The sequence below is a fragment of the Streptomyces canus genome, from assembly GCF_030815415.1.
Classification (GTDB): domain Bacteria; phylum Actinomycetota; class Actinomycetes; order Streptomycetales; family Streptomycetaceae; genus Streptomyces; species Streptomyces canus_F.
Map to the genome: position 1 here is coordinate 3,669,703 of NZ_JAUSWW010000001.1, position 17,388 is coordinate 3,687,090.

The following is a 17,388-nucleotide window of genomic DNA, read 5'->3' on the forward strand; positions in this document are numbered from 1 at the left end:
CTGTTACGTCACAACGGTGAGGAGGGATTCTTCATGCGCCGTATCGCGACTCTCGCGGTCACAGTCCTGCTGCTGGCCGGGTGCGGAACCCAGACCGGCGGCGACCGAGGTGACAGCGGTGACTCCGTGTCGCCGTCGCCTTCGGGCTGTACGTCCGTACCGGAACTCCACGCCGCCGACAATGGCCGCACGGTCTGCCTGGCGGTGGGCGGCACGCTCCGGGTCGCCCTGGACGGGGCGAAGAACCGGCCGTGGACACCGGTCACCGCCGAGGGCAGCGGGCTGAAAGCCGCCAACAGCGGCATCGTCCTGCTGCCGGGCGACGCGAACGCGGCGTTCGAAGCGGTCTCGGCGGGCCGCACGAAGCTCAGCTCCTCGCGACCGCTGTGCGCCGCCGAGACCGGCAAGGTGTCCTGCAAGGGCCTTCAGGACTGGTCGGTCACCGTGGTGATCACTTGAGCGTGACCGCGTCCCCCACCGACACGACACGTGCGGTCGTCGTCGTGCCGGGGAAGTACCAGCGCCAGCTGCCGGCCGAGGTGACGGTGACCTTGGTGCTCAGCTTTCCGGCGTCGCCCGTCTTCACGGTCCTGACCGTGCTGTAGTGGGCGGCGCCGGCCGGGCGGTACTGGAGCTTGACCTCCTGGCCGGTGAAGCCGTGGTACTTGAGGTCCTCCCAGTCGGCCCGGGAGAGCTTGCCGTTGATGGTGAGCTTCGCGCCCTTGGCGACCGGCTCGGGGGTGGCGTCGGTCGTGAGCTTGGAGGCGCGCTTGACCTTGTACTGGGCGATGTCGTCCGAGATCCAGTAGTCGCCGTCGTTCGCCTTGACGGTGGCGTCGACCCGCCAGACGCCGGCGACCTTGTTGCTGTCGATGTCGTCACTGTCGGCGATCCAGCCGGGGTCGATCGTGACCGTACCCGTGCACACCGACGTCGTCGAACTCTTCTTCACGCAGGACGAGTCGCCGTCCCAGGTCGCGAAGCCGTAGCCGTTGGTCTTGTTGAACGTGAAGAGATCCGTGATCTTCTTGACGCCCGAGTCGTCCTTGATGGTGATCGCGACCGGGTACTTGACGGTCTTCGCCGTGCCGACGATGACGTTGCCGCCGCCATTGACGACCGTCTTCGTGACCCGGATGTCGCCCTTCCCCTCGGCGTGCGCCCCCGTGGCCGTGAGCAGTACGAGCGCTGCCGTCCCGCCTGCCACGGCCCATGTTCTGTGTCTCATGATCCTCCCCTGTCGGTGCAGGAGAGGTTAGACGGTGCGAGCCAGCCGCCGTGAGGTGCCCCTGTGCTGCTGGGCTGCCTTGATCTGGCGGTCCATGCGGCGGTCGCGGACGATGCCGATCACGGCGGGGGTGACCAGCAGGACCAGGATTCCGAGAACGATGAGCATTCCGATCAGTCCCTCTGTCTGTGCGGTAGTCATGACACCACTGTCGCGCCGGACACTCCTTACCAACAGTGGCAGGACTGCCGTACAACCTCGATTTACTGCCACTTCCGAGGCATACTGACACCATGCTGAAAAACGTGGCGGCCGTACTGCTCGACGGCGTGCACCCCTTCGAACTCGGGGTGATCTGCGAAGTGTTCGGCATCGACCGCAGCGACGAGGGCCTGCCGACGTACGACTTCGCGGTCGCCTCGGCGGAGGGTCCTTCGCTGACCACGCATGTCGGCGGCCTCACCGTGGGCACGCCGTACGGCCTCGAGCGGCTGGAGGAGGCCGACCTGATCGCGGTCCCCGCGGGGGCGGACTATGTCGTGCGCGACTATCCGCCCGAGCTGCTCGACGCGCTCAGGAGGGCCGTCGACCGGGGCGCCCGGGTACTCAGCGTCTGCTCCGGCGTCTTCGTGCTCGGCGCCGCCGGTCTCCTCGACGGGCGGCGCTGCAGTGTGCACTGGCGGCAGGCGGACGAGCTCGCCGTACGCAACCCGCGGGCGGTCATCGAGCCCGATGTCCTGTACGTCGACGAGGACCCGGTGATCACCTCCGCCGGTACCGCCGCCGGCATCGACGCCTGTCTGCACATCGTGCGCAAGGAACAGGGACCCGAGGTCGCCAACAAGATCGCCCGGCGCATGGTCGTACCCCCGCACCGGGACGGCGGACAGGCGCAGTACATCGAGCGGCCCCTGCCGAAGAACTCGTGCGACACCGTCGGAGAGGTGCTGGTGTGGATGGAGCACCACCTCGACGAGGACGTCACCGTCGAGCAGCTCGCCGACCGCGCCCACATGTCCCCGCGCACCTTCGCCCGCCGCTTCCAGCAGGAGACGGGCACCACTCCCTACCGCTGGATCCTGCGCCAGCGCGTGCTGCTGGCCCAGCACTTGCTGGAGGCGACCGACGAGACGGTGGACGCGGTCGCGGGCCGAACCGGGTTCGGCACCGCGGCCGCACTGCGCCACCAGTTCGTCCGGGCGCTGGGGACCACCCCGAACGCCTACCGAAGGGCGTTCAGGGGGCCGGAAGCGGCCTGAGCGGTCACCTCGCGAGGGGCCGCAGCAGCAGCTTGTGCGGACGCAGCGTGATGCCCACCCGCGTCCCGTCGTCGGAACCCGACACCTGCTCGAAGCGGTACTTCGTCGCGACCGCCGCCGTGATCAGTGACAGCTGCGCCATGGAGAAGTGGTCGCTTGGGCACTTGCGGTTGCCCACGCTGAACGGGCTCATGGCGTATTTCGGCACTTCCTTGACCCGCTCGGGAAGCCAGCGGTCGGGGTCGAACTCCAGGTTGCCCTTGTACGACTTCGCATCGCGCTGGATCGCGTACGGGCTGTAGACGATGTCGGCACCGGCCGGAATGCGATACCCGCCGAGTTCCGTGTCGGCGACCGCCCGGCGCGTCAATATCCACACGGCGGGGCGCAAACGCATGGCCTCGACGACGACATTGTTCGTGTGGGTCAGCGCCCGGACATCCTCGAATGCGACAGGACGGCCGCCCGTTACGGATTGCACCTCCTCGCACACCCTGTCCGCGTGTTCCGGGTGTTCCGCGAGCACTTGGAGCAGCCACATGATCGTGGAGGCCACTGTTTCGCTGCCCGGGGTGAGTATGGCGACCACCTGGTCGTGGATCTCCTGTTCCCCGATGGGGTCGCCATTGTCGTCCTTCGCCTCCAGCAATGCCGTCAGCAAATCGTCCGGCTTTTGACCAGATGTGCGGCGCTCGGCGACGATCTCGTCGACCACCAGATGCAAATCGGCCAGGGCCGCGTTGAATTTGCGGTTGGGCGGCAGGGGGAGGTTGTACAGCGGTCCGAGCGGGACGACCATCCGCCGGTACATGCCCCGGAAGACGGTGGCGAGCGCGACGCACAGCCGCTCGGCCCGCTCGTCCATGAAGTCGCCGCGCAGCAGACAGCGGGCCGCGATGCGCACGGCCACCCGGAAGGACTCGGAGGTGCAGTCGATGGTCTCCCCGGGCTGCCAGCGCGTCGTCAGCGCGTGCGCCTCCTCCTCCATGATCGGCCCGTATCCGGGGATCGCGTCGAGCCGGAAGGCGGGCTGGATGGTGCGCCGCTGCCGCCGGTGCCGCGGACCGTTGGCGGTGGCCACGCCCTCTTTGCCGAGCAGGCCCTCCAGGGACTGCCACAGCGGCCCGTCGATGACGTAGTCGGGGTTGAGTGCCATGGCCCCGGTGAGGGCCGGCGTGGTGACGGCGTACACCGTCTTGGGTCCGAGCTTGAGGCGCACGACATCGCCGTGGTCGCGCAGCTGGGACATGAAGGCCAGCGGATCCCGCAGCAGTTTCAGCCCGTGCCCGAGGACCGGGACGGCCCCTCCCGCGAGGACCGGTTCAAGGGGCCCGGGCCCCGGTGTCACCGGGGCTTCGGGCTTCACAGACTCGACGGTCATTTCTCACCTGCCGCTTCGTTGTTGACGTACGGGGGTGTGGACCGGTCGTCCCAGCTGTCGACCATGTAGCGGCCGGACTCGTGGTGGAACCAGTAGACGGTGCTGAACCAGTTGCGCATATTGCCGACGCAGGCCCGTACGGTGGCGCTCAGGTCTTTTCCGCGCAGGGTTCCGTCGTCGAGCGACGCGGCGAACCGCAGGGCTGCTTTCTCGGCGACAAGGAATTCACTGACGCATTCCTCGACCCGTCGCCGGACTTCCCTTATGGCCTCCTCGAGCGTCAGCCCCTCGTGTTTGATGAAGCTGATCCCGAGATTATGGACCTCGTCGCCCGCTATTTCCTTCGGCAGCGAACAGAGGTCGTTGTACCAGGCGGCGAATTCCTGGCTCAGGAGTGCCGCCCGCCGATATGCCGGGTGTTTCCTCACCCGGTCCGGGAGTTCCCGGCCCGCGCTCGGCTCCAGCAGATCGGTCCAGATCCAGTGCGCGAAAGTGAGGCGTCGCAGCGCGAGGTATTCCTCGACGGTCGGCACCACACCTTCCGTGCGGTTGCGGAATTCCCGGTCGTACGCCTCGATCACCGAGTGGAAGTGCCGGGCGAACCGTGCGTTCCATGTGCCGGGCAGGAACGCGTACAGCCGCACCATGGTGTCGGCGAACGCGGCGACCAGGGGATCCTCGTGATGCAGGTGCTCCCCGGGGGAGTCGAGTGCCGCGTGCAGCCGGTGCTTGAGCCGCCGCCAGGCACCGCGCCGGCGGTGGACGATGTCGCGGTCGTGCCGGTCGTCCCAGACGAAGAACCACGCGCTGTAGTCCGCTATCGCCTGGAGGACCTCGTCGGGGGCGCCCAGGTAGTAGCCCGCCATGAGGTCCGTGTAGCAAAGACCGTCGGCATATTCCTCCACCTTGTCCGCCGGCATGAGCCGCTTTTCCAGCAGCCAGGTGCGTGTCTTCTCCTGGAGCTGGGGCCAATACGAGTGGAGTTGCCGGGGAAACGCCGCCTCGATCATCGGGAGAGAGAGCGACGGCGGGACCGCGATCGCTGTCGGTGTCGCTGTGGTGCCGTGTGAGAAAGCATGCACGAACTAACCCCTCTCAGCCGTCAGTTACGCGCGCCCCTCCCGCAGTGCCGGGCGTGCGCCGTTGCGTATCCCCGCACTTCCCATTCAGCACCACAACTGACCGATCTGGGAACGCATTTGCACCATTCACTACCCCACAGTGCCGAGAATCCCCCCTTGTGTGACTCAATCTGGACCGCTAAGGGAGCACATCCGATCGAACGTGCGACGGACAGACGAACGGCGCCTGGTCAGCGAGGGAAACCTGAACAGACGCCGTGCGCAAGGGACTTGAGTGATCCCGAGAGGTCTCAGTCGTTGGCGACCACGGGGTAGCGGGGCTCGTTCTCGGCCATCTGCCGCAGCGCGTCCTTGCGTTCCCGCTTGGAGAGCCGGTCGATGTAGAGGTATCCGTAAAGGTGATCGGTCTCGTGCTGCAAACACCGAGCGAAGTACCCTGTGCCGCGGACCTTGATCGGGTTGCCCTTCTCGTCCTGCCCGGTCAGCTCCGCGTAGTCGGGGCGGGCGAGCGGCGCGTACGCGGTCGGCACGGACAGGCAGCCCTCGTTGCTGTCGTCCAGGACACGCCGGTCGGCGGGCAGGTCGACGAGCTTGGGGTTGCAGACCACGCCGACGTGCCGCTTGCCCTCGTCGTCCATGCAGTCGTACACGAAGACCTTCAGGTCGACGCCGATCTGGTTGGCGGCCAGGCCCACGCCCTCGGCGGTGCGCTGCGAGGCGAACATGTCCGCCACCAGCTGGTCCAGCTCCGCGCCGAACTCGGTGACGTCCCTGCACTCCTTGTGCAGCACCGGATTCCCGACGACGGTGATGGGCCGCGAGGTCCCACGCTCCCGCCAGCCGTTCTCCCGCTCCTCGGTCTCCTCGGTGTCGATGACGAAGCCCTCGTCGTCCACGGGGAGCACGCCCGCGTGCTGCTGATCGGTGTCCTGCTGCGCCATGACCGACGTATGCCTTCCTGAAACCATGGGAATTCTGCGAATACAGGGTAAGGGGAGCGCGCCCTGAAGGGGCGCGGGGCAGTGTCCGATATGCGGCTCCGGCGCGTGGGCGCGACCAGTCCACCACGGACCAGCAGCCGAAAGACGGCCTAACAGACCTCTTCCAGATCACGCCAGTCACGGGAATCCGGGCTGTCGGCGACCCACCCGTCCAGCAGCCCCCGGACCAGCGCGGCCGGCGCCGCGACGCCACACTCCCGCTCCGGCACCCACAACTGCCCGTCCGTCCGATGCCCCAGCGGCCCCGGATGCCCCGGCTCGCTGTGGTCATGCGGATCGAGATGCTCCCCGTCGCCCTCGTCTGACGGCATCTGCGACTCGGAACACATCCGGCACAGCAGCCGAACGGAAGACGACCAGTCCTCCGCGGCGAACCCCGCGTCGGAGGCGAGCTGCTCCAGGGCGTCCCGGTCGGCCTCCGTCGCGGCCTCCAGCAGCACCACCCACGTCGGCACCGGCGACGGCGCCCACAGCTCGATCTCGTCGAACACGGGGTACGAGTGCCCGGCAGCGGTGGTCCGCTCGCCGTGCGGCACCCCGTCGTGGAGCACGACCTCACCCCAGCGCCGCCCGGACGACGGCAACGGGATCGACAGCACCTCGATGCGGGCCGGATCCAGCCGCCGACCCCACACCACCTCGGCCTCCCCCTCCGGGGACAGCCGTACGGCGGCGCTGCCGAGGTCCATGCCGGCCGGCTCCCCGGGGTCCGCGGCCCCGCCGGGCACCCGCAGCCCGTAGGCCTGCCAGGCCCGCCGGGCCAGCGGCCAGTCCTGGAGCGCGGTGGCCGCGATGCCGACGTTCCACCAGTCGGGTGCGCCCGTCTCCCGGTCGAGCAGCGCGACGGCCCTGAGGCCCGCGGCCCGCGCCTGCTCCCAGTCGTGCCGGAACTTGTGCAGCAGGGCGAGGTTGAACCAGGACTCGGACAGCCAGGGCTCCAGATCGGCGGCGCGCGTCAGCAGCGCGCCCGCGTCCTCGTACCGACCGTCGCCGATCAGCGTGAACGCGCGGTCTGTGGCCTGCCGCCAGGAGGCGGAGGGCCGGTGCCGTCCCTTGCCGAAGATCCTCACGATTCCCGCCTGCCAGTTCCGTTCAGTGGGCTGGCCATCGCCCCCGGACACCCTCTTCTTCGCATCCAACCATGCGCGGCTGGAAGGGCGCTCATTACCCATGGGTTACCCAACCGAGGGCAGGGTAAGACTGTCCCTGGCCAGCACCCGGGCCAGCGCCTCCACGACCTCGGGCGCGTAGTCCCCCGCGGTGGCGAGCCGCAGCTCCTCCAGGGCGGTGAGGGGCCCGCCGGGTCCGGCCTCCCGCGCCTTCTCCTCGTAGGCGTTCACCGCCCGCACGATCCGTGCGGCGACAGGCTGCTGCCGGTAGGGGTCGGCCTGCCGCTCCACGACCACGGCGACCGTGCCGTCCACCCCCGTCTGCCGTACGACGGCCCCGCCGAGCAGGGCGATCCGCCGCTGCTCCTCGGTGGGCAGCCCCGCGGTGGCCCCCGCCGGGACGGGGTCGATCAGGCTCAGCTGCCCGATGTCGTGCATGAGGGCGGCGTACTCCAGGACGGTGAGATCGGGCCCGGTCAGCCCCAGGTCCCGCCCCACGGCCTTGCTGAGCTCGGCGACGCGGCGGGCGTGCCCTGCGGGGGTGTACCCGGCGATCTCGGTGGCCCTGGCGAGGGAGGCGATGGTCTGCCGGTAGGTGGTCCGTACGGCGGCGTACCGCCGGAAGGCCAGCTGGGTGAGGAGGAGGGGCACGGAGAACACGGGCAGCGCCCACAGTCCGACGACGGCGACCGCGAGGGCCATCACCGCGCCGGTCGCGCAGACGGCGGACCCGATGCCGAGCAGGGCCCGCAGCTCGTGCCTCAGCAGCGGGGCGAAGGGCCAGCGGGTGCGGGAGTGCGCGAGTGCGGCGGCGAGCACGGCGTCGCAGAGTGCCGTGAGGGCGAGGAGCGCGATCAGGACGAGGGCGTACGCCGGTCCGGCCCAGTCGTCCTGGACGCCCCGGTTGTAGAGGGGCTGGAAGCAGACGGCGCAGAAGGCGGTGCTGAGCAGACGCCGCGAGAGATGGTCGATCATCGGCCCCTGCCCGCGCGCGATGTGCGGCACGCTGGCGAGGAGCGCGGCGGCGAGCACGACGGTGATCACCTGGAGGACCCCGTGCGTGGTGGGCCGCCCGGCGTCCGCCCCGAGCAGCGCGTACGCCAGCGCCCCGGCGGCCCCGAGCGGCGCGGCCTCCCGGACCCGGGCACCGGTCCACCGCGCGAGCTCCCCGCCGGTGATCAGCACCCCGAAGGCCAGCGCGACCCCGCGCTCCTCGAGCCCCGTCCAGAGAACGACCCCGAGCGACACAAGAGCGAGAACCCCCGCCGAACCATGCACAAGCAGCCGGGGCCACCTCATCGGTGCGCTTCGGGGCGGCTGGAGACCGGGCGTCGGGGCCTCGGTGGGCGTTCCTCGTCCGCGGTCACCGCGGGGCGCCAGCCGTGTCTGCTCAGCGCCCGCACCAGCGCCGTGACCATCCGCGGGTCGAACTGCGACCCCGCGCAGCGCTCCAGCTCCTCCAGCGCGGTGGCGACAGGCCGCGCCCGGCGATAGGACCGCGTCGACGTCATGGCGTCGAAGGCGTCGGCGACCGCCACCACTCGCGCGGACTCGGGGATCTGGCTCCCCACCAGCCCGTACGGATACCCGCTCCCGTCCAGCCGCTCGTGGTGATGCAGGACGGCAGCCCGCGCCTCCCCCAGAAACGAGATCCCCCGCACCATCTCGTGCCCGTACTCGGGATGCAGTTCGATGACGCGCCGCTCTTCCGGGGTCAGCGGCCCGTCCTTGCGCAGCAGCCGTGTCGGCACGCCGAGCTTGCCGACGTCGTGGAGGATCCCGGCGAACCGGAGCACCTCGACGCGGCCCTCGTCCATGCCTAGTTCACGGGCGATCATCATCGAGGCCTGGCCGACGCGCTCGCTGTGTCCGCGGGTGTACTCGTCCTTGATGTCGACGGCCTGCACGAGTGCGCGGATGGTGGCCTGATGGGCGGCCTGTTCCCGGTGGTACTGGGCGAAGGCCCACCAGGACACGCACATCGGCAGCAGCACGAGCAGCGCGGCGACGGGCCCGTACGGGCTGCGCCACAGCACGGCCATCATCAGCCCGGCGAGCCCGTGCACGGCGATCGGTGCGAGGGAACGTACGAAGAGACCGCGCCAGGCCAGTCGTACCGGCACCCGCTCGGCGAGCGCCAGGATGCCACCGTCCAGAACGGTGAGCACCAGACAGAAGGCGATGACGGCCGCCCCGGCCGGGACGAGCACGTAGGGAAAGTCGGGGGCCACGACGGCGTCCCTGCCGCCCAGCGTCCAGTGCACCCGGGACGCCACCCAGACGGCGACGGCGAGTTGGGCGGCCCGCCAGATCCGGTGGATCGCGTGCGGCCGCTGCACGACCGGGGAGAGCAGCGCCCCCGGCAGCGCGACGAGCGCGGCGGCGGGGGGCGGCAGCAGAAAGGCCGCGGCGAGCAGCACGGGGTAGAAGGTGCCGGACAACCGCTCGCCCCCGGCATAGAGGGCGGCGAGCAGGGCAACCGCCCACCAGGGGGCGGTCACCGCCGGCAACGCGTGCACGCAGTACAGGGCGCCGAGGGCGACACCGACCACGTACACGCGTGCCCGTGCCGCTGTCCCCTCCATGACGCCCCTTTGAGATCTCCCGAGCCGGCTCAGCTTCGGAGCCTAGGAGGGCAAGAGGGGGTTCCGCGGGCCGATTACCCGCGGATTAGCACGTTCGAGTGACGACAGCCCGTTCCTCGAAGGGAGTTCAGGCCTCCTGGGCCGGGGCCGCGGTGATGTCGTGGTCGGGCACCGCCTGCCCGGAGCGGATCAGATCGAGCCGCCCCAGGACCTTGGAGCGCAGGTCGGTGGGGACGTCGTCATGACCGCAGCACCGCTTGACCAGCTTCTTCACGGCCTCTTCCAGGCCGTACTTCTCCAGGCACGGCGAGCACTCCGTGAAGTGCTGCTTGAACTTGTCGCGGTCGACGTCCGGCATCTCACTGTCGAGGAACTCGTAGAGATGATCGAGTACCTCACTGCAGTCCGTCTCGTGCGGCTCTCCGCAGCTCATGAGCCCGAACCTTTCGCTTCGTTCGACTCTCCGGCGCCGGCCGGGACCAGCCCGCGCTCACGGGCGTAGTCCTCGAGCATGCCGCGCAGTTGACGGCGGCCCCGGTGCAGCCGGGACATCACCGTACCGATGGGTGTCCCCATGATGTCCGCGATCTCCTTGTACGCAAAGCCCTCGACGTCCGCCAGGTAGACGGCGATGCGGAATTCCTCGGGGATCGCCTGGAGCGCTTCCTTCACGTCCGAGTCGGGCAGGTGGTCGAGCGCCTGCGACTCGGCGGAGCGCAGACCGGTCGACATGTGCGACTCGGCACGTGCGAGCTGCCAGTCCTCGATCTCCTCGGCCGCGGAGCGCTGGGGTTCACGCTGCTTCTTGCGGTACGAGTTGATGAAGGTGTTGGTCAGGATCCGGTACAGCCAGGCCTTCAGGTTGGTGCCCTCGCGGAACTGGTGGAAGGACGCGTACGCCTTGGCGTACGTCTCCTGCACCAGGTCCTCGGCGTCGGCCGGGTTGCGCGTCATGCGCAGGGCGGCCGAGTACATCTGGTCGAGGAATTCGAGCGCGTCCCGCTCGAAGCGCGCGGTGCGCTCCGAGGTGGTCTCCGTGCTCGTGCCCTGGCCCTCGGGCTGCTCCGCCTGGCCGTGTTCGGTCCCTGCGTCGGTACCGGGAACCGGACCCACCTCCTCAAGATTGCGGGCAGGACCGAAACCGATCCCACCAGAATCGGAGGATAGAACACGATCCGGTCCGCCCGCCGCCCGAATAGGGCCGGTCTTGGCCGCGTGCAGCACCGTCCAGTCCAGGTCAGCGCGGCTGCTGCGGCTCGGGCAGATGGTCGAACCCATGCGGCGGACTTCCTCTCTACGACGGTCGGTGCTGGTTCTTCAGCACTTCTGTCCGCCACAACAGAGCTCCGGAGCTCAGCATTCCCGAGCCTTTACCCGAGTGACCCGGCCCACTTCACCACCGCGTCGGTGATGAGTGTCACGGCCTGTTCCTGGGTGAGGTCCGCCTTCTTCGGCACCGCGAACCCATGATCCCCGTACGGCACCTCGACCAGTTCATGAGCGCCGTCCGGGAACTCCTCCGGCCTCCCGAAGGGGTCGTTGCCGCCCTGTACGACCAGCGTGGGCACCCCGGACCCGAGCAGTTCGTGGGCGCGGGACTTCTCGGGCCTGCCGGGCGGATGCAGGGGGAAGCTGAGGGCGAGCACGGCGGCGGCGCCCAGCTCGACGGCGGTGCGGCAGGCCACGCGGGCCCCGGCGCTGCGTCCGCCGGAGACGACGGGCAGCCCCGGCCCGGCCACGGCGGGCCAGATCCCCCGCCATCCCACGTCGAGGGTCTTCGGCGGAGACGCCACCTTCTTGCCCGCCACCCGCCAGGGCTGCTCGACGAGCGCGACGCTCACGCCGTGGTCCGGGAGAGTCCCCGCGAGGGCCTGCAGATCCCTCGCCTCGATCCCTCCGCCGGCACCATGGCTGACGGCGAGCACGAGGCGTGCCTTCTGCGCGGGGTGCCAGGTGATGCGGGCGTCGCCGGCATCCGTACCGATGATCTCGGTGGTCATATTCGTCACCTGGCGAGGATGCCCCACGTCGGCACGAGTCCAGGCGGATGCCCCCGACAGAGGAACCTCAGGAACACGCCCGCGACTGATCACCGGTTGGGGTGATCACGCCAAAAAGGCAGCACAGGCGTACGGGAGTCGCACATACGGTCACCTGGTGGAAGGAAGTCGGACCAGCCCATCGGGACCGAGAACCAACGTCACGCCCTGGCTGGCCGAGGGTTCCTCGGTGCCCCAGCGGCAACTCATCCGAGATTTCTGGAAGTCCCGCGCCAAGGCTTTGAAGGACATCAAGGACCGGCTGCCTGTCAGGCAGCGGGCCGGCCTACCTGGCCACAAGAAGAAGCGCGACGCCACTCCGACGCTGAACCCTCCCACTGGACGGGTGCTCGGCATCGACTGGGGCGTGAAAGAGATCGCGACCACGACCAGCGACGGCCACGACCTCCCACACCCCGACCACGGCAGGAAGGCCCGGCAGCAACTGTCCCGGTACGACCGCGTACCAGAAGATCGCCGCCTGAGCCAGGAATCCCTCTTCCCGCGAGGGAGGGGGCAGTCGGGTCAGAAGAGTGTGCCCTCTTCGGGCCCCTCCAGCTCGGTCAGCAGCTCCGGTCCGTTGTTGCGGACGTTGCTGACGGCCGTGGAGACCGGGTAGGCGCGCATCAGCCCTGCCGGGGGCGGCTCCAGGAGGGAGCGGAGGTCCTCGACGTCGGTGCGGGAGGGGTCCAGCCAGGAGTCCCAGCGGTCCGGCGTCAGCATCAGCGGCATCCGGGGGTGGATGTCGGCGAGGGCGTACGGTCCGTCGGCCGGGGCGATCGCGAGCGGGGTGGACTCCGCCTCGGTGGTGATGACCGAGCAGGTCACCCACCAGGCCTGCGGGTGGTCGTCCGGGAGGGTCTTGTCCCGCCAGAACTCGTACAGCCCCGCCATCGCGAACACCGACCCGTCGGCCGGCAGCACGAAGTACGGCTGCTTGCGCGGCCGCTTCTTCTTGCCCTCGACCTCCAGGTCCCGCTCCGCCTTGGCGGTGACCCACTCGTAGTAGCCGTCGGCGGGGATGATGCAACGGCGGGAGGAGAAGGCCCGCTTGTACGACGGCTTCTCGTGGACGGTCTCGGCGCGGGCGTTGATCATCCGGGCGCCGCCCTCGGGGGTCTTCGACCAGCTCGGCACCAGTCCCCACTTGAGCGTGCGCAACTGGCGAACCGGGCGTGGATCATCCGCGTCCTTGAGAGGACGGTCGAGGACGGCGTAGACCTCCTTGGTAGGGGCCACGTTGTAGTCGGGGGCCAGTGTCTCCTCGGGCTCCCACTTCTCGATCTCAAAGATTCCTGCGAGATCCTCGGGCCCACGACTCGCTGCATACCGTCCGCACATACGTGCCACACTGCCAGACTCCGTATGACCAAAGGGAGCCACCGCCGAACATGGACACCAGCACAGCGACCTCTCTCTGGGACGAGCTGATCGGCACCCAGCCCGACCCCGACCTGTGGGTGGTTCTGGCCACCTTGGTCGCGGCGCTCGCCATAGTGGTCCCGCACGGTCTGTGGCGTGTCTCGCGCAACGCCATCACCATCGCCCACGAGGGCGGCCACGGTCTGATCGCCCTGCTCACCGGTCGCACCCTCACCGGTATCCGGCTGCACTCCGACACCAGCGGCCTCACGGTCAGCCGGGGCAAGCCGCACGGCATCGGCATGATCCTCACCGCGGCGGCCGGCTACACCGCTCCCCCGTTGCTGGGCCTGGGCGGCGCGGCCCTGCTGGCCACGGGCCGCATCACCCTGCTGCTCTGGGTGGCCACGGCCCTGTTGGTGGCGATGCTGGTGATGATCCGCAACGCGTACGGCGCCCTGACCGTCGTCGTCACCGGCGCCACGTTCGTGGTGGTGTCCTGGCTTTCGGGCCCCCAGGTCCAGGCGGCCTTCGCGTACGCGGCGGTGTGGTTCCTGCTGACGGGCGGCGTCCGTCCCGCTTTCGAGTTGCAGGCGAAGCGGGTGCGGGGAGGGGCCGGCGACTCGGACGCGGACCAGCTGTCACGCCTGACGCATGTACCGGCGGGCCTGTGGTTGTTCCTGTTCCACGCGGTGAGCCTGTGCTCACTGATAGGCGGCGGCCGGTGGTTGCTGGAGGTGTGATGCAGCCCCGAAGGCGCTCATCACAGGGGCGCGGGGCCGTATCTGTCAGCGGCTCCGCCGCAGGGCGCGACCAGCCACGATGGCGCAGCACTCGACAGGCAACCCCCTACTAAAGTGGACCCCATGGCTTTGAACCCCGCAGACACCGCCCTCTGGCCCGCCCCCTATGCGACCGGAGCCGTCGACGCAACGGTCCAGGTACCGGGGTCCAAGTCGGTCACCAACCGAGCCCTGGTCCTCGCGGCCCTCGCCAGCGAGCCCGGCTGGCTGCGCCGCCCCCTCCGCTCCCGGGACACCCTCCTCATGGCCGCGGCCCTCCGCGAAATGGGCGTGGGCATCGAGGAAGGCGTGGGCCCCGACGGCACGGGCGAGTCCTGGCGCGTCCTGCCGGCAGGCCTCCGCGGCCCCGCCACGGTGCACGTCGGCAACGCCGGCACCGTCATGCGCTTCCTCCCCCCCGTCGCCGCCCTCGCCGACGGCGAGATCCGCTTCGACGGCGACCCGAGGTCGTACGAGCGCCCCCTGAACGGCGTCATCGACGCCCTGCGCGTCCTCGGCGCCCGCATCGACGACGACGGCCGCGGCGCACTGCCGCTGACGGTCCACGGCGGCGGGGCCCTGGACGGTGGCCCGGTGGAGATCGACGCGTCCTCGTCGTCGCAGTTCGTGAGCGCGCTGCTGCTGAGCGGCCCCCGCTTCAACCAGGGCGTGGAGGTCCGTCATGTGGGCTCCACCCTCCCCTCGCTCCCCCACATCCGTATGACCGTCGACATGCTGCGCGCGGTCGGCGCCCAGGTCGACACCCCGGAGTCGGGCGGCGAGCCCAACGTCTGGCGGGTCACGCCGGGTGCGCTGCTCGGCCGGGACCTGACGATCGAGCCGGACCTCTCCAACGCCCAGCCGTTCCTGGCGGCGGCCCTGGTGACCGGCGGCAAGGTCGTCGTCCCCGACTGGCCGAGCCGCACCACCCAGCCCGGTGACAGGCTGCGGGAGATCTTCACCGAGATGGGCGGTTCCTGCGAACTCACCGAGTACGGCCTGGTGTTCACCGGTTCGGGTGCGATCCACGGTATCGACGTGGACCTGGGCGAGGTCGGCGAGCTGACTCCGGGCATCGCGGCGGTGGCGGCACTGGCCGACTCCCCCTCGACGCTGCGCGGCGTGTCCCATCTGCGTCTGCACGAGACGGACCGCCTGGCCGCGCTCACCAAGGAGATCAACGAGCTCGGCGGTGATGTGACCGAGACGGCCGACGGACTGCACATCCGCCCGCGCCGTCTGCACGGCGGGATCTTCCACACGTACGAGGACCACCGTATGGCGACGGCCGGCGCGATCATCGGTCTCGCGGTGGAGGGCGTGCAGATCGAGAACGTGGCGACGACGGGCAAGACCCTGCCGGACTTCCCCGGACTGTGGACCGGGATGCTCGGGGCGTAGGGGCCTAGACATCATGCGTCGCTACGGCAAGAACACCGACGAGGACGACATCCGCAGCCGCCCGAACCGCAAGGGCAACCGGCCGCGTACGAACATCCGCCCCAAGCACGAGGAAGCGGTCGAGGGCATGGTCCTCACCGTCGACCGGGGCCGGCTGACGTGTCTGGTCGACGACACGGTCGTGATGGCCATGAAGGCCCGCGAACTGGGCCGCAAGGCAGCCGTCGTCGGAGACCGGGTGGCCATCGTCGGCGACCTCTCCGGCCAGAAGGACACCCTGGCCCGTATCGTCCGCATCGCGCCGCGCACCTCGGTGCTGCGCCGTACCGCGGACGACGACGACCCCTTCGAGCGCGTGGTCGTCGCCAACGCCGACCAGCTGGCGATCGTCACGGCCCTGGCCGACCCCGAACCCCGCCCGCGCCTCATCGACCGCTGCCTGGTCGCGGCGTTCGACGGCGGCCTGACCCCCCTCCTGGTCCTGACGAAGTCGGACCTCGCCCAGCCCGACAAACTCCTTGAGCTGTACGGCCACTTGGACATCCCGCACGTCGTCACCAGCCGTGAGGAACTGGAGAACGGCAGCGCGGTGGAGCGGGTGCGCGCGGAACTCGACGGCAAGATCACGGCGTTCGTCGGCCACTCGGGCGTGGGCAAGACGACGCTGGTGAACGCGCTGGTCCCGGAGGACCGCCGCCGGGTGACGGGCCATGTGAACGCGGTGACCGGCCGCGGCCGCCACACCACCACCTCGGCGCTGGCGCTGCCGCTGGCGGGCGACGCGGGCTGGGTGATCGACACCCCGGGCCTGCGGTCGTTCGGGCTGCACCACGTCGACCCGTCCCGCGTGATCCTCGCGTTCCCCGACCTGGTGCCGGGAACCGAAGGCTGTCCCCGTGCGTGCAGTCATGATGAGCCGGACTGCGCGCTGGACGAGTGGGTAGCCGAGGGGCACGCCGACCCTGCGCGGCTGTACTCGCTCCGCCGTCTGCTGGCGACCAGGGAACGCACGGAAGGCGACTGACCTCCGCGTTGTTTGGCTCCGTACAGGTCAGGCAAAGGCATAATCGCACCGAGCCGGACCTACGGGAGGACAGCACATGGCGTGGCTGCTGGTGGTGGTCGCCGGGTTGTTGGAGACCGGTTTCGCCGTGTGCCTCAAGCTCTCGCACGGCTTCACTCGACTGTGGCCCACGGTCGCGTTCTGCATCTTCGCCCTCGGCAGCTTCGGTCTGCTGACCCTGGCGCTGAGGAAACTCGACGTGGGCCCGGCGTACGCGGTGTGGACCGGCATCGGGGCGGCGGGTACCGCGATCTACGGCATGATCTTCCTCGGCGACCTGGTGTCGACGCTGAAGCTCGTCTCGATCAGCCTGGTCATCGTGGGCGTGATCGGCCTCCAGCTGTCCGGCTCGGCACACTGAGGGCCGCTCGGACGGCTCTCCTGACGGCCCGTCCGCCGTCGAAGTCGACGTCGGGCGGGGTCACTTCGGGCAACGGGCAACGGCTTTCACACCGGTTGCCGGTGCAGCGCGCTGCGTACCAGGTCCGCGACCCCGCCCTCACCCGGCGGAGCGGCCACACACGACAGTGCGACCCGGACGGTCAGCTCGCAGGAGCGGGCGAGGTCGGCGTGGTCCGCCTTGTTCGCACCGGGTCCGCCGAGCACCGCCACGGCACGGTCGCGGACCAGCGCCACGAAGTCGCCGGGGGACGGCAGCGGACCGTCCGCCCGGCGCTGTGCCGGTACGGCCGAGGAGGACGGGACCGCGGACAGCGTCGGGGAGGGCAGCCGCTCGCTCCAGCAGCCGGTGAGCAGGGCCCGTACGAGTGCGTTGTCCTTGGCGGTGGCCGCGGTCCACTCGGCGGTCGCGGTCAGCCGGTCACGGGCGTCGCTGTGGGTGGCGAGCGCGCGCTCGACGCCGGCGAGATAGCTGTCGGCCTCCCTTCTCACCAGCGCGCGGGCCAGCCCTTCCTTGCTCCCGAACTCGTTGTAAAGCGTCTGCCGGGACACTCCTGCCGCCGCCGCGACATCCACCATCCGCACGGTGGACCACGGCCTGCGGGCCAGCGCCGTGTACGCGGCGTCCAGCAGGGATTCCCTCGCTGCAGGCATCATCGCCTCCTAGGGGCGAGCGGCTCTGGGCCCCAGATTTGAC

General features: G+C 69.8%; 19 protein-coding genes and 1 pseudogene. 7 read left to right on the top strand and 13 right to left on the bottom strand.

Annotated features, from left to right (window positions below):
• The first annotated feature begins 33 nt into the window (after positions 1 to 33).
• Positions 34 to 459 carry a hypothetical protein gene (locus QF037_RS16765; RefSeq protein ID WP_307026053.1) on the top strand — a complete coding sequence of 142 codons (426 nt, stop codon included), beginning with the start codon at positions 34 to 36 and terminating at the stop codon, positions 457 to 459.
• On the opposite strand, the gene QF037_RS16770 is transcribed toward QF037_RS16765, so the two are convergent.
• Positions 452 to 1,228, bottom strand: coding sequence for a hypothetical protein (locus QF037_RS16770; protein WP_307026055.1), 777 nt, complete (start codon positions 1,226 to 1,228; stop codon positions 452 to 454). The genes QF037_RS16765 and QF037_RS16770 overlap by 8 nt on opposite strands.
• Positions 1,229 to 1,255: 27 nt before the next feature.
• Positions 1,256 to 1,429, bottom strand: coding sequence for a hypothetical protein (locus tag QF037_RS16775; RefSeq protein ID WP_307026056.1), 174 nt, complete (start codon positions 1,427 to 1,429; stop codon positions 1,256 to 1,258).
• Between the two features lie 92 nt (positions 1,430 to 1,521).
• Between QF037_RS16775 and QF037_RS16780 the strand changes: the two genes are divergently transcribed.
• Positions 1,522 to 2,487 (top strand): helix-turn-helix domain-containing protein, encoded by a 966-nt coding sequence (locus tag QF037_RS16780; protein ID WP_307026058.1) that lies wholly within the window; start codon positions 1,522 to 1,524, stop codon positions 2,485 to 2,487.
• A gap of 4 nt (positions 2,488 to 2,491) precedes the next feature.
• On the opposite strand, the gene QF037_RS16785 is transcribed toward QF037_RS16780, so the two are convergent.
• The 9 genes from QF037_RS16785 to QF037_RS16825 form a co-directional block, all read right to left on the bottom strand.
• Positions 2,492 to 3,868, bottom strand: a complete 1,377-nt coding sequence (locus QF037_RS16785; RefSeq protein WP_307026060.1) for a bifunctional albaflavenone monooxygenase/terpene synthase — start codon at positions 3,866 to 3,868, stop codon at positions 2,492 to 2,494.
• Positions 3,865 to 4,950, bottom strand: a complete 1,086-nt coding sequence (gene cyc1, locus QF037_RS16790) for an epi-isozizaene synthase (protein ID WP_307026062.1) — start codon at positions 4,948 to 4,950, stop codon at positions 3,865 to 3,867. The genes QF037_RS16785 and cyc1 overlap by 4 nt, the downstream gene beginning before the upstream one ends.
• Before the next feature lie 290 nt (positions 4,951 to 5,240).
• Positions 5,241 to 5,891, bottom strand: coding sequence for a peptide deformylase (def, locus tag QF037_RS16795; RefSeq protein WP_307026063.1), 651 nt, complete (start codon positions 5,889 to 5,891; stop codon positions 5,241 to 5,243).
• A gap of 149 nt (positions 5,892 to 6,040) precedes the next feature.
• On the bottom strand, positions 6,041 to 7,021 hold the full coding sequence (locus QF037_RS16800) for a tetratricopeptide repeat protein (protein ID WP_307026065.1): 981 nt from the start codon (positions 7,019 to 7,021) through the stop codon (positions 6,041 to 6,043).
• 105 nt (positions 7,022 to 7,126) lie between these two features.
• On the bottom strand, positions 7,127 to 8,359 hold the full coding sequence (locus tag QF037_RS16805; RefSeq protein ID WP_307026067.1) for an HD-GYP domain-containing protein: 1,233 nt from the start codon (positions 8,357 to 8,359) through the stop codon (positions 7,127 to 7,129).
• Positions 8,356 to 9,645: an HD-GYP domain-containing protein gene (locus QF037_RS16810; protein WP_307026069.1), complete on the bottom strand. Its 1,290-nt coding sequence runs from the start codon at positions 9,643 to 9,645 to the stop codon at positions 8,356 to 8,358. The genes QF037_RS16805 and QF037_RS16810 overlap by 4 nt, the downstream gene beginning before the upstream one ends.
• Positions 9,646 to 9,772: 127 nt before the next feature.
• On the bottom strand, positions 9,773 to 10,078 hold the full coding sequence (gene rsrA, locus QF037_RS16815) for a mycothiol system anti-sigma-R factor (protein WP_307026071.1): 306 nt from the start codon (positions 10,076 to 10,078) through the stop codon (positions 9,773 to 9,775).
• On the bottom strand, positions 10,075 to 10,758 hold the full coding sequence (gene sigR, locus QF037_RS16820) for an RNA polymerase sigma factor SigR (protein WP_266822218.1): 684 nt from the start codon (positions 10,756 to 10,758) through the stop codon (positions 10,075 to 10,077). Before sigR ends, rsrA begins: the two co-directional genes overlap by 4 nt.
• Positions 10,759 to 11,015: 257 nt before the next feature.
• Positions 11,016 to 11,645, bottom strand: a complete 630-nt coding sequence (locus QF037_RS16825; protein ID WP_307026074.1) for an alpha/beta hydrolase family protein — start codon at positions 11,643 to 11,645, stop codon at positions 11,016 to 11,018.
• A 208-nt stretch (positions 11,646 to 11,853) separates the two neighbouring features.
• Here QF037_RS16825 and QF037_RS16830 point away from each other — a divergent pair.
• A pseudogene (locus tag QF037_RS16830) lies at positions 11,854 to 12,195 on the top strand (RNA-guided endonuclease TnpB family protein); the annotation flags it as partial.
• A 14-nt stretch (positions 12,196 to 12,209) separates the two neighbouring features.
• Here QF037_RS16830 and QF037_RS16835 read toward each other — a convergent pair.
• A complete protein-coding gene (locus QF037_RS16835; protein WP_307026076.1) occupies positions 12,210 to 13,025 on the bottom strand; it encodes an SOS response-associated peptidase in 816 nt (271 codons plus the stop codon).
• A gap of 50 nt (positions 13,026 to 13,075) precedes the next feature.
• On the opposite strand from QF037_RS16835, the gene QF037_RS16840 reads away from it, so the two are divergent.
• The 4 genes from QF037_RS16840 (at position 13,076) to QF037_RS16855 (ending at position 16,653) form a co-directional block, all read left to right on the top strand.
• Positions 13,076 to 13,789, top strand: coding sequence for a M50 family metallopeptidase (locus QF037_RS16840; RefSeq protein WP_307026078.1), 714 nt, complete (start codon positions 13,076 to 13,078; stop codon positions 13,787 to 13,789).
• A gap of 123 nt (positions 13,790 to 13,912) precedes the next feature.
• Positions 13,913 to 15,229, top strand: coding sequence for a 3-phosphoshikimate 1-carboxyvinyltransferase (gene aroA, locus QF037_RS16845; protein WP_307026079.1), 1,317 nt, complete (start codon positions 13,913 to 13,915; stop codon positions 15,227 to 15,229).
• Positions 15,230 to 15,242: 13 nt separating this feature from the next.
• A complete protein-coding gene (rsgA, locus tag QF037_RS16850; protein WP_307026081.1) occupies positions 15,243 to 16,253 on the top strand; it encodes a ribosome small subunit-dependent GTPase A in 1,011 nt (336 codons plus the stop codon).
• A gap of 76 nt (positions 16,254 to 16,329) precedes the next feature.
• Positions 16,330 to 16,653 carry a DMT family transporter gene (locus tag QF037_RS16855; RefSeq protein WP_030594474.1) on the top strand — a complete coding sequence of 108 codons (324 nt, stop codon included), beginning with the start codon at positions 16,330 to 16,332 and terminating at the stop codon, positions 16,651 to 16,653.
• Positions 16,654 to 16,739: 86 nt separating this feature from the next.
• Here the strand turns inward: QF037_RS16855 and QF037_RS16860 are convergent, their stop codons facing one another.
• Positions 16,740 to 17,348: a TetR/AcrR family transcriptional regulator gene (locus tag QF037_RS16860; RefSeq protein WP_307026084.1), complete on the bottom strand. Its 609-nt coding sequence runs from the start codon at positions 17,346 to 17,348 to the stop codon at positions 16,740 to 16,742.
• Positions 17,349 to 17,388 lie beyond the last annotated feature (40 nt).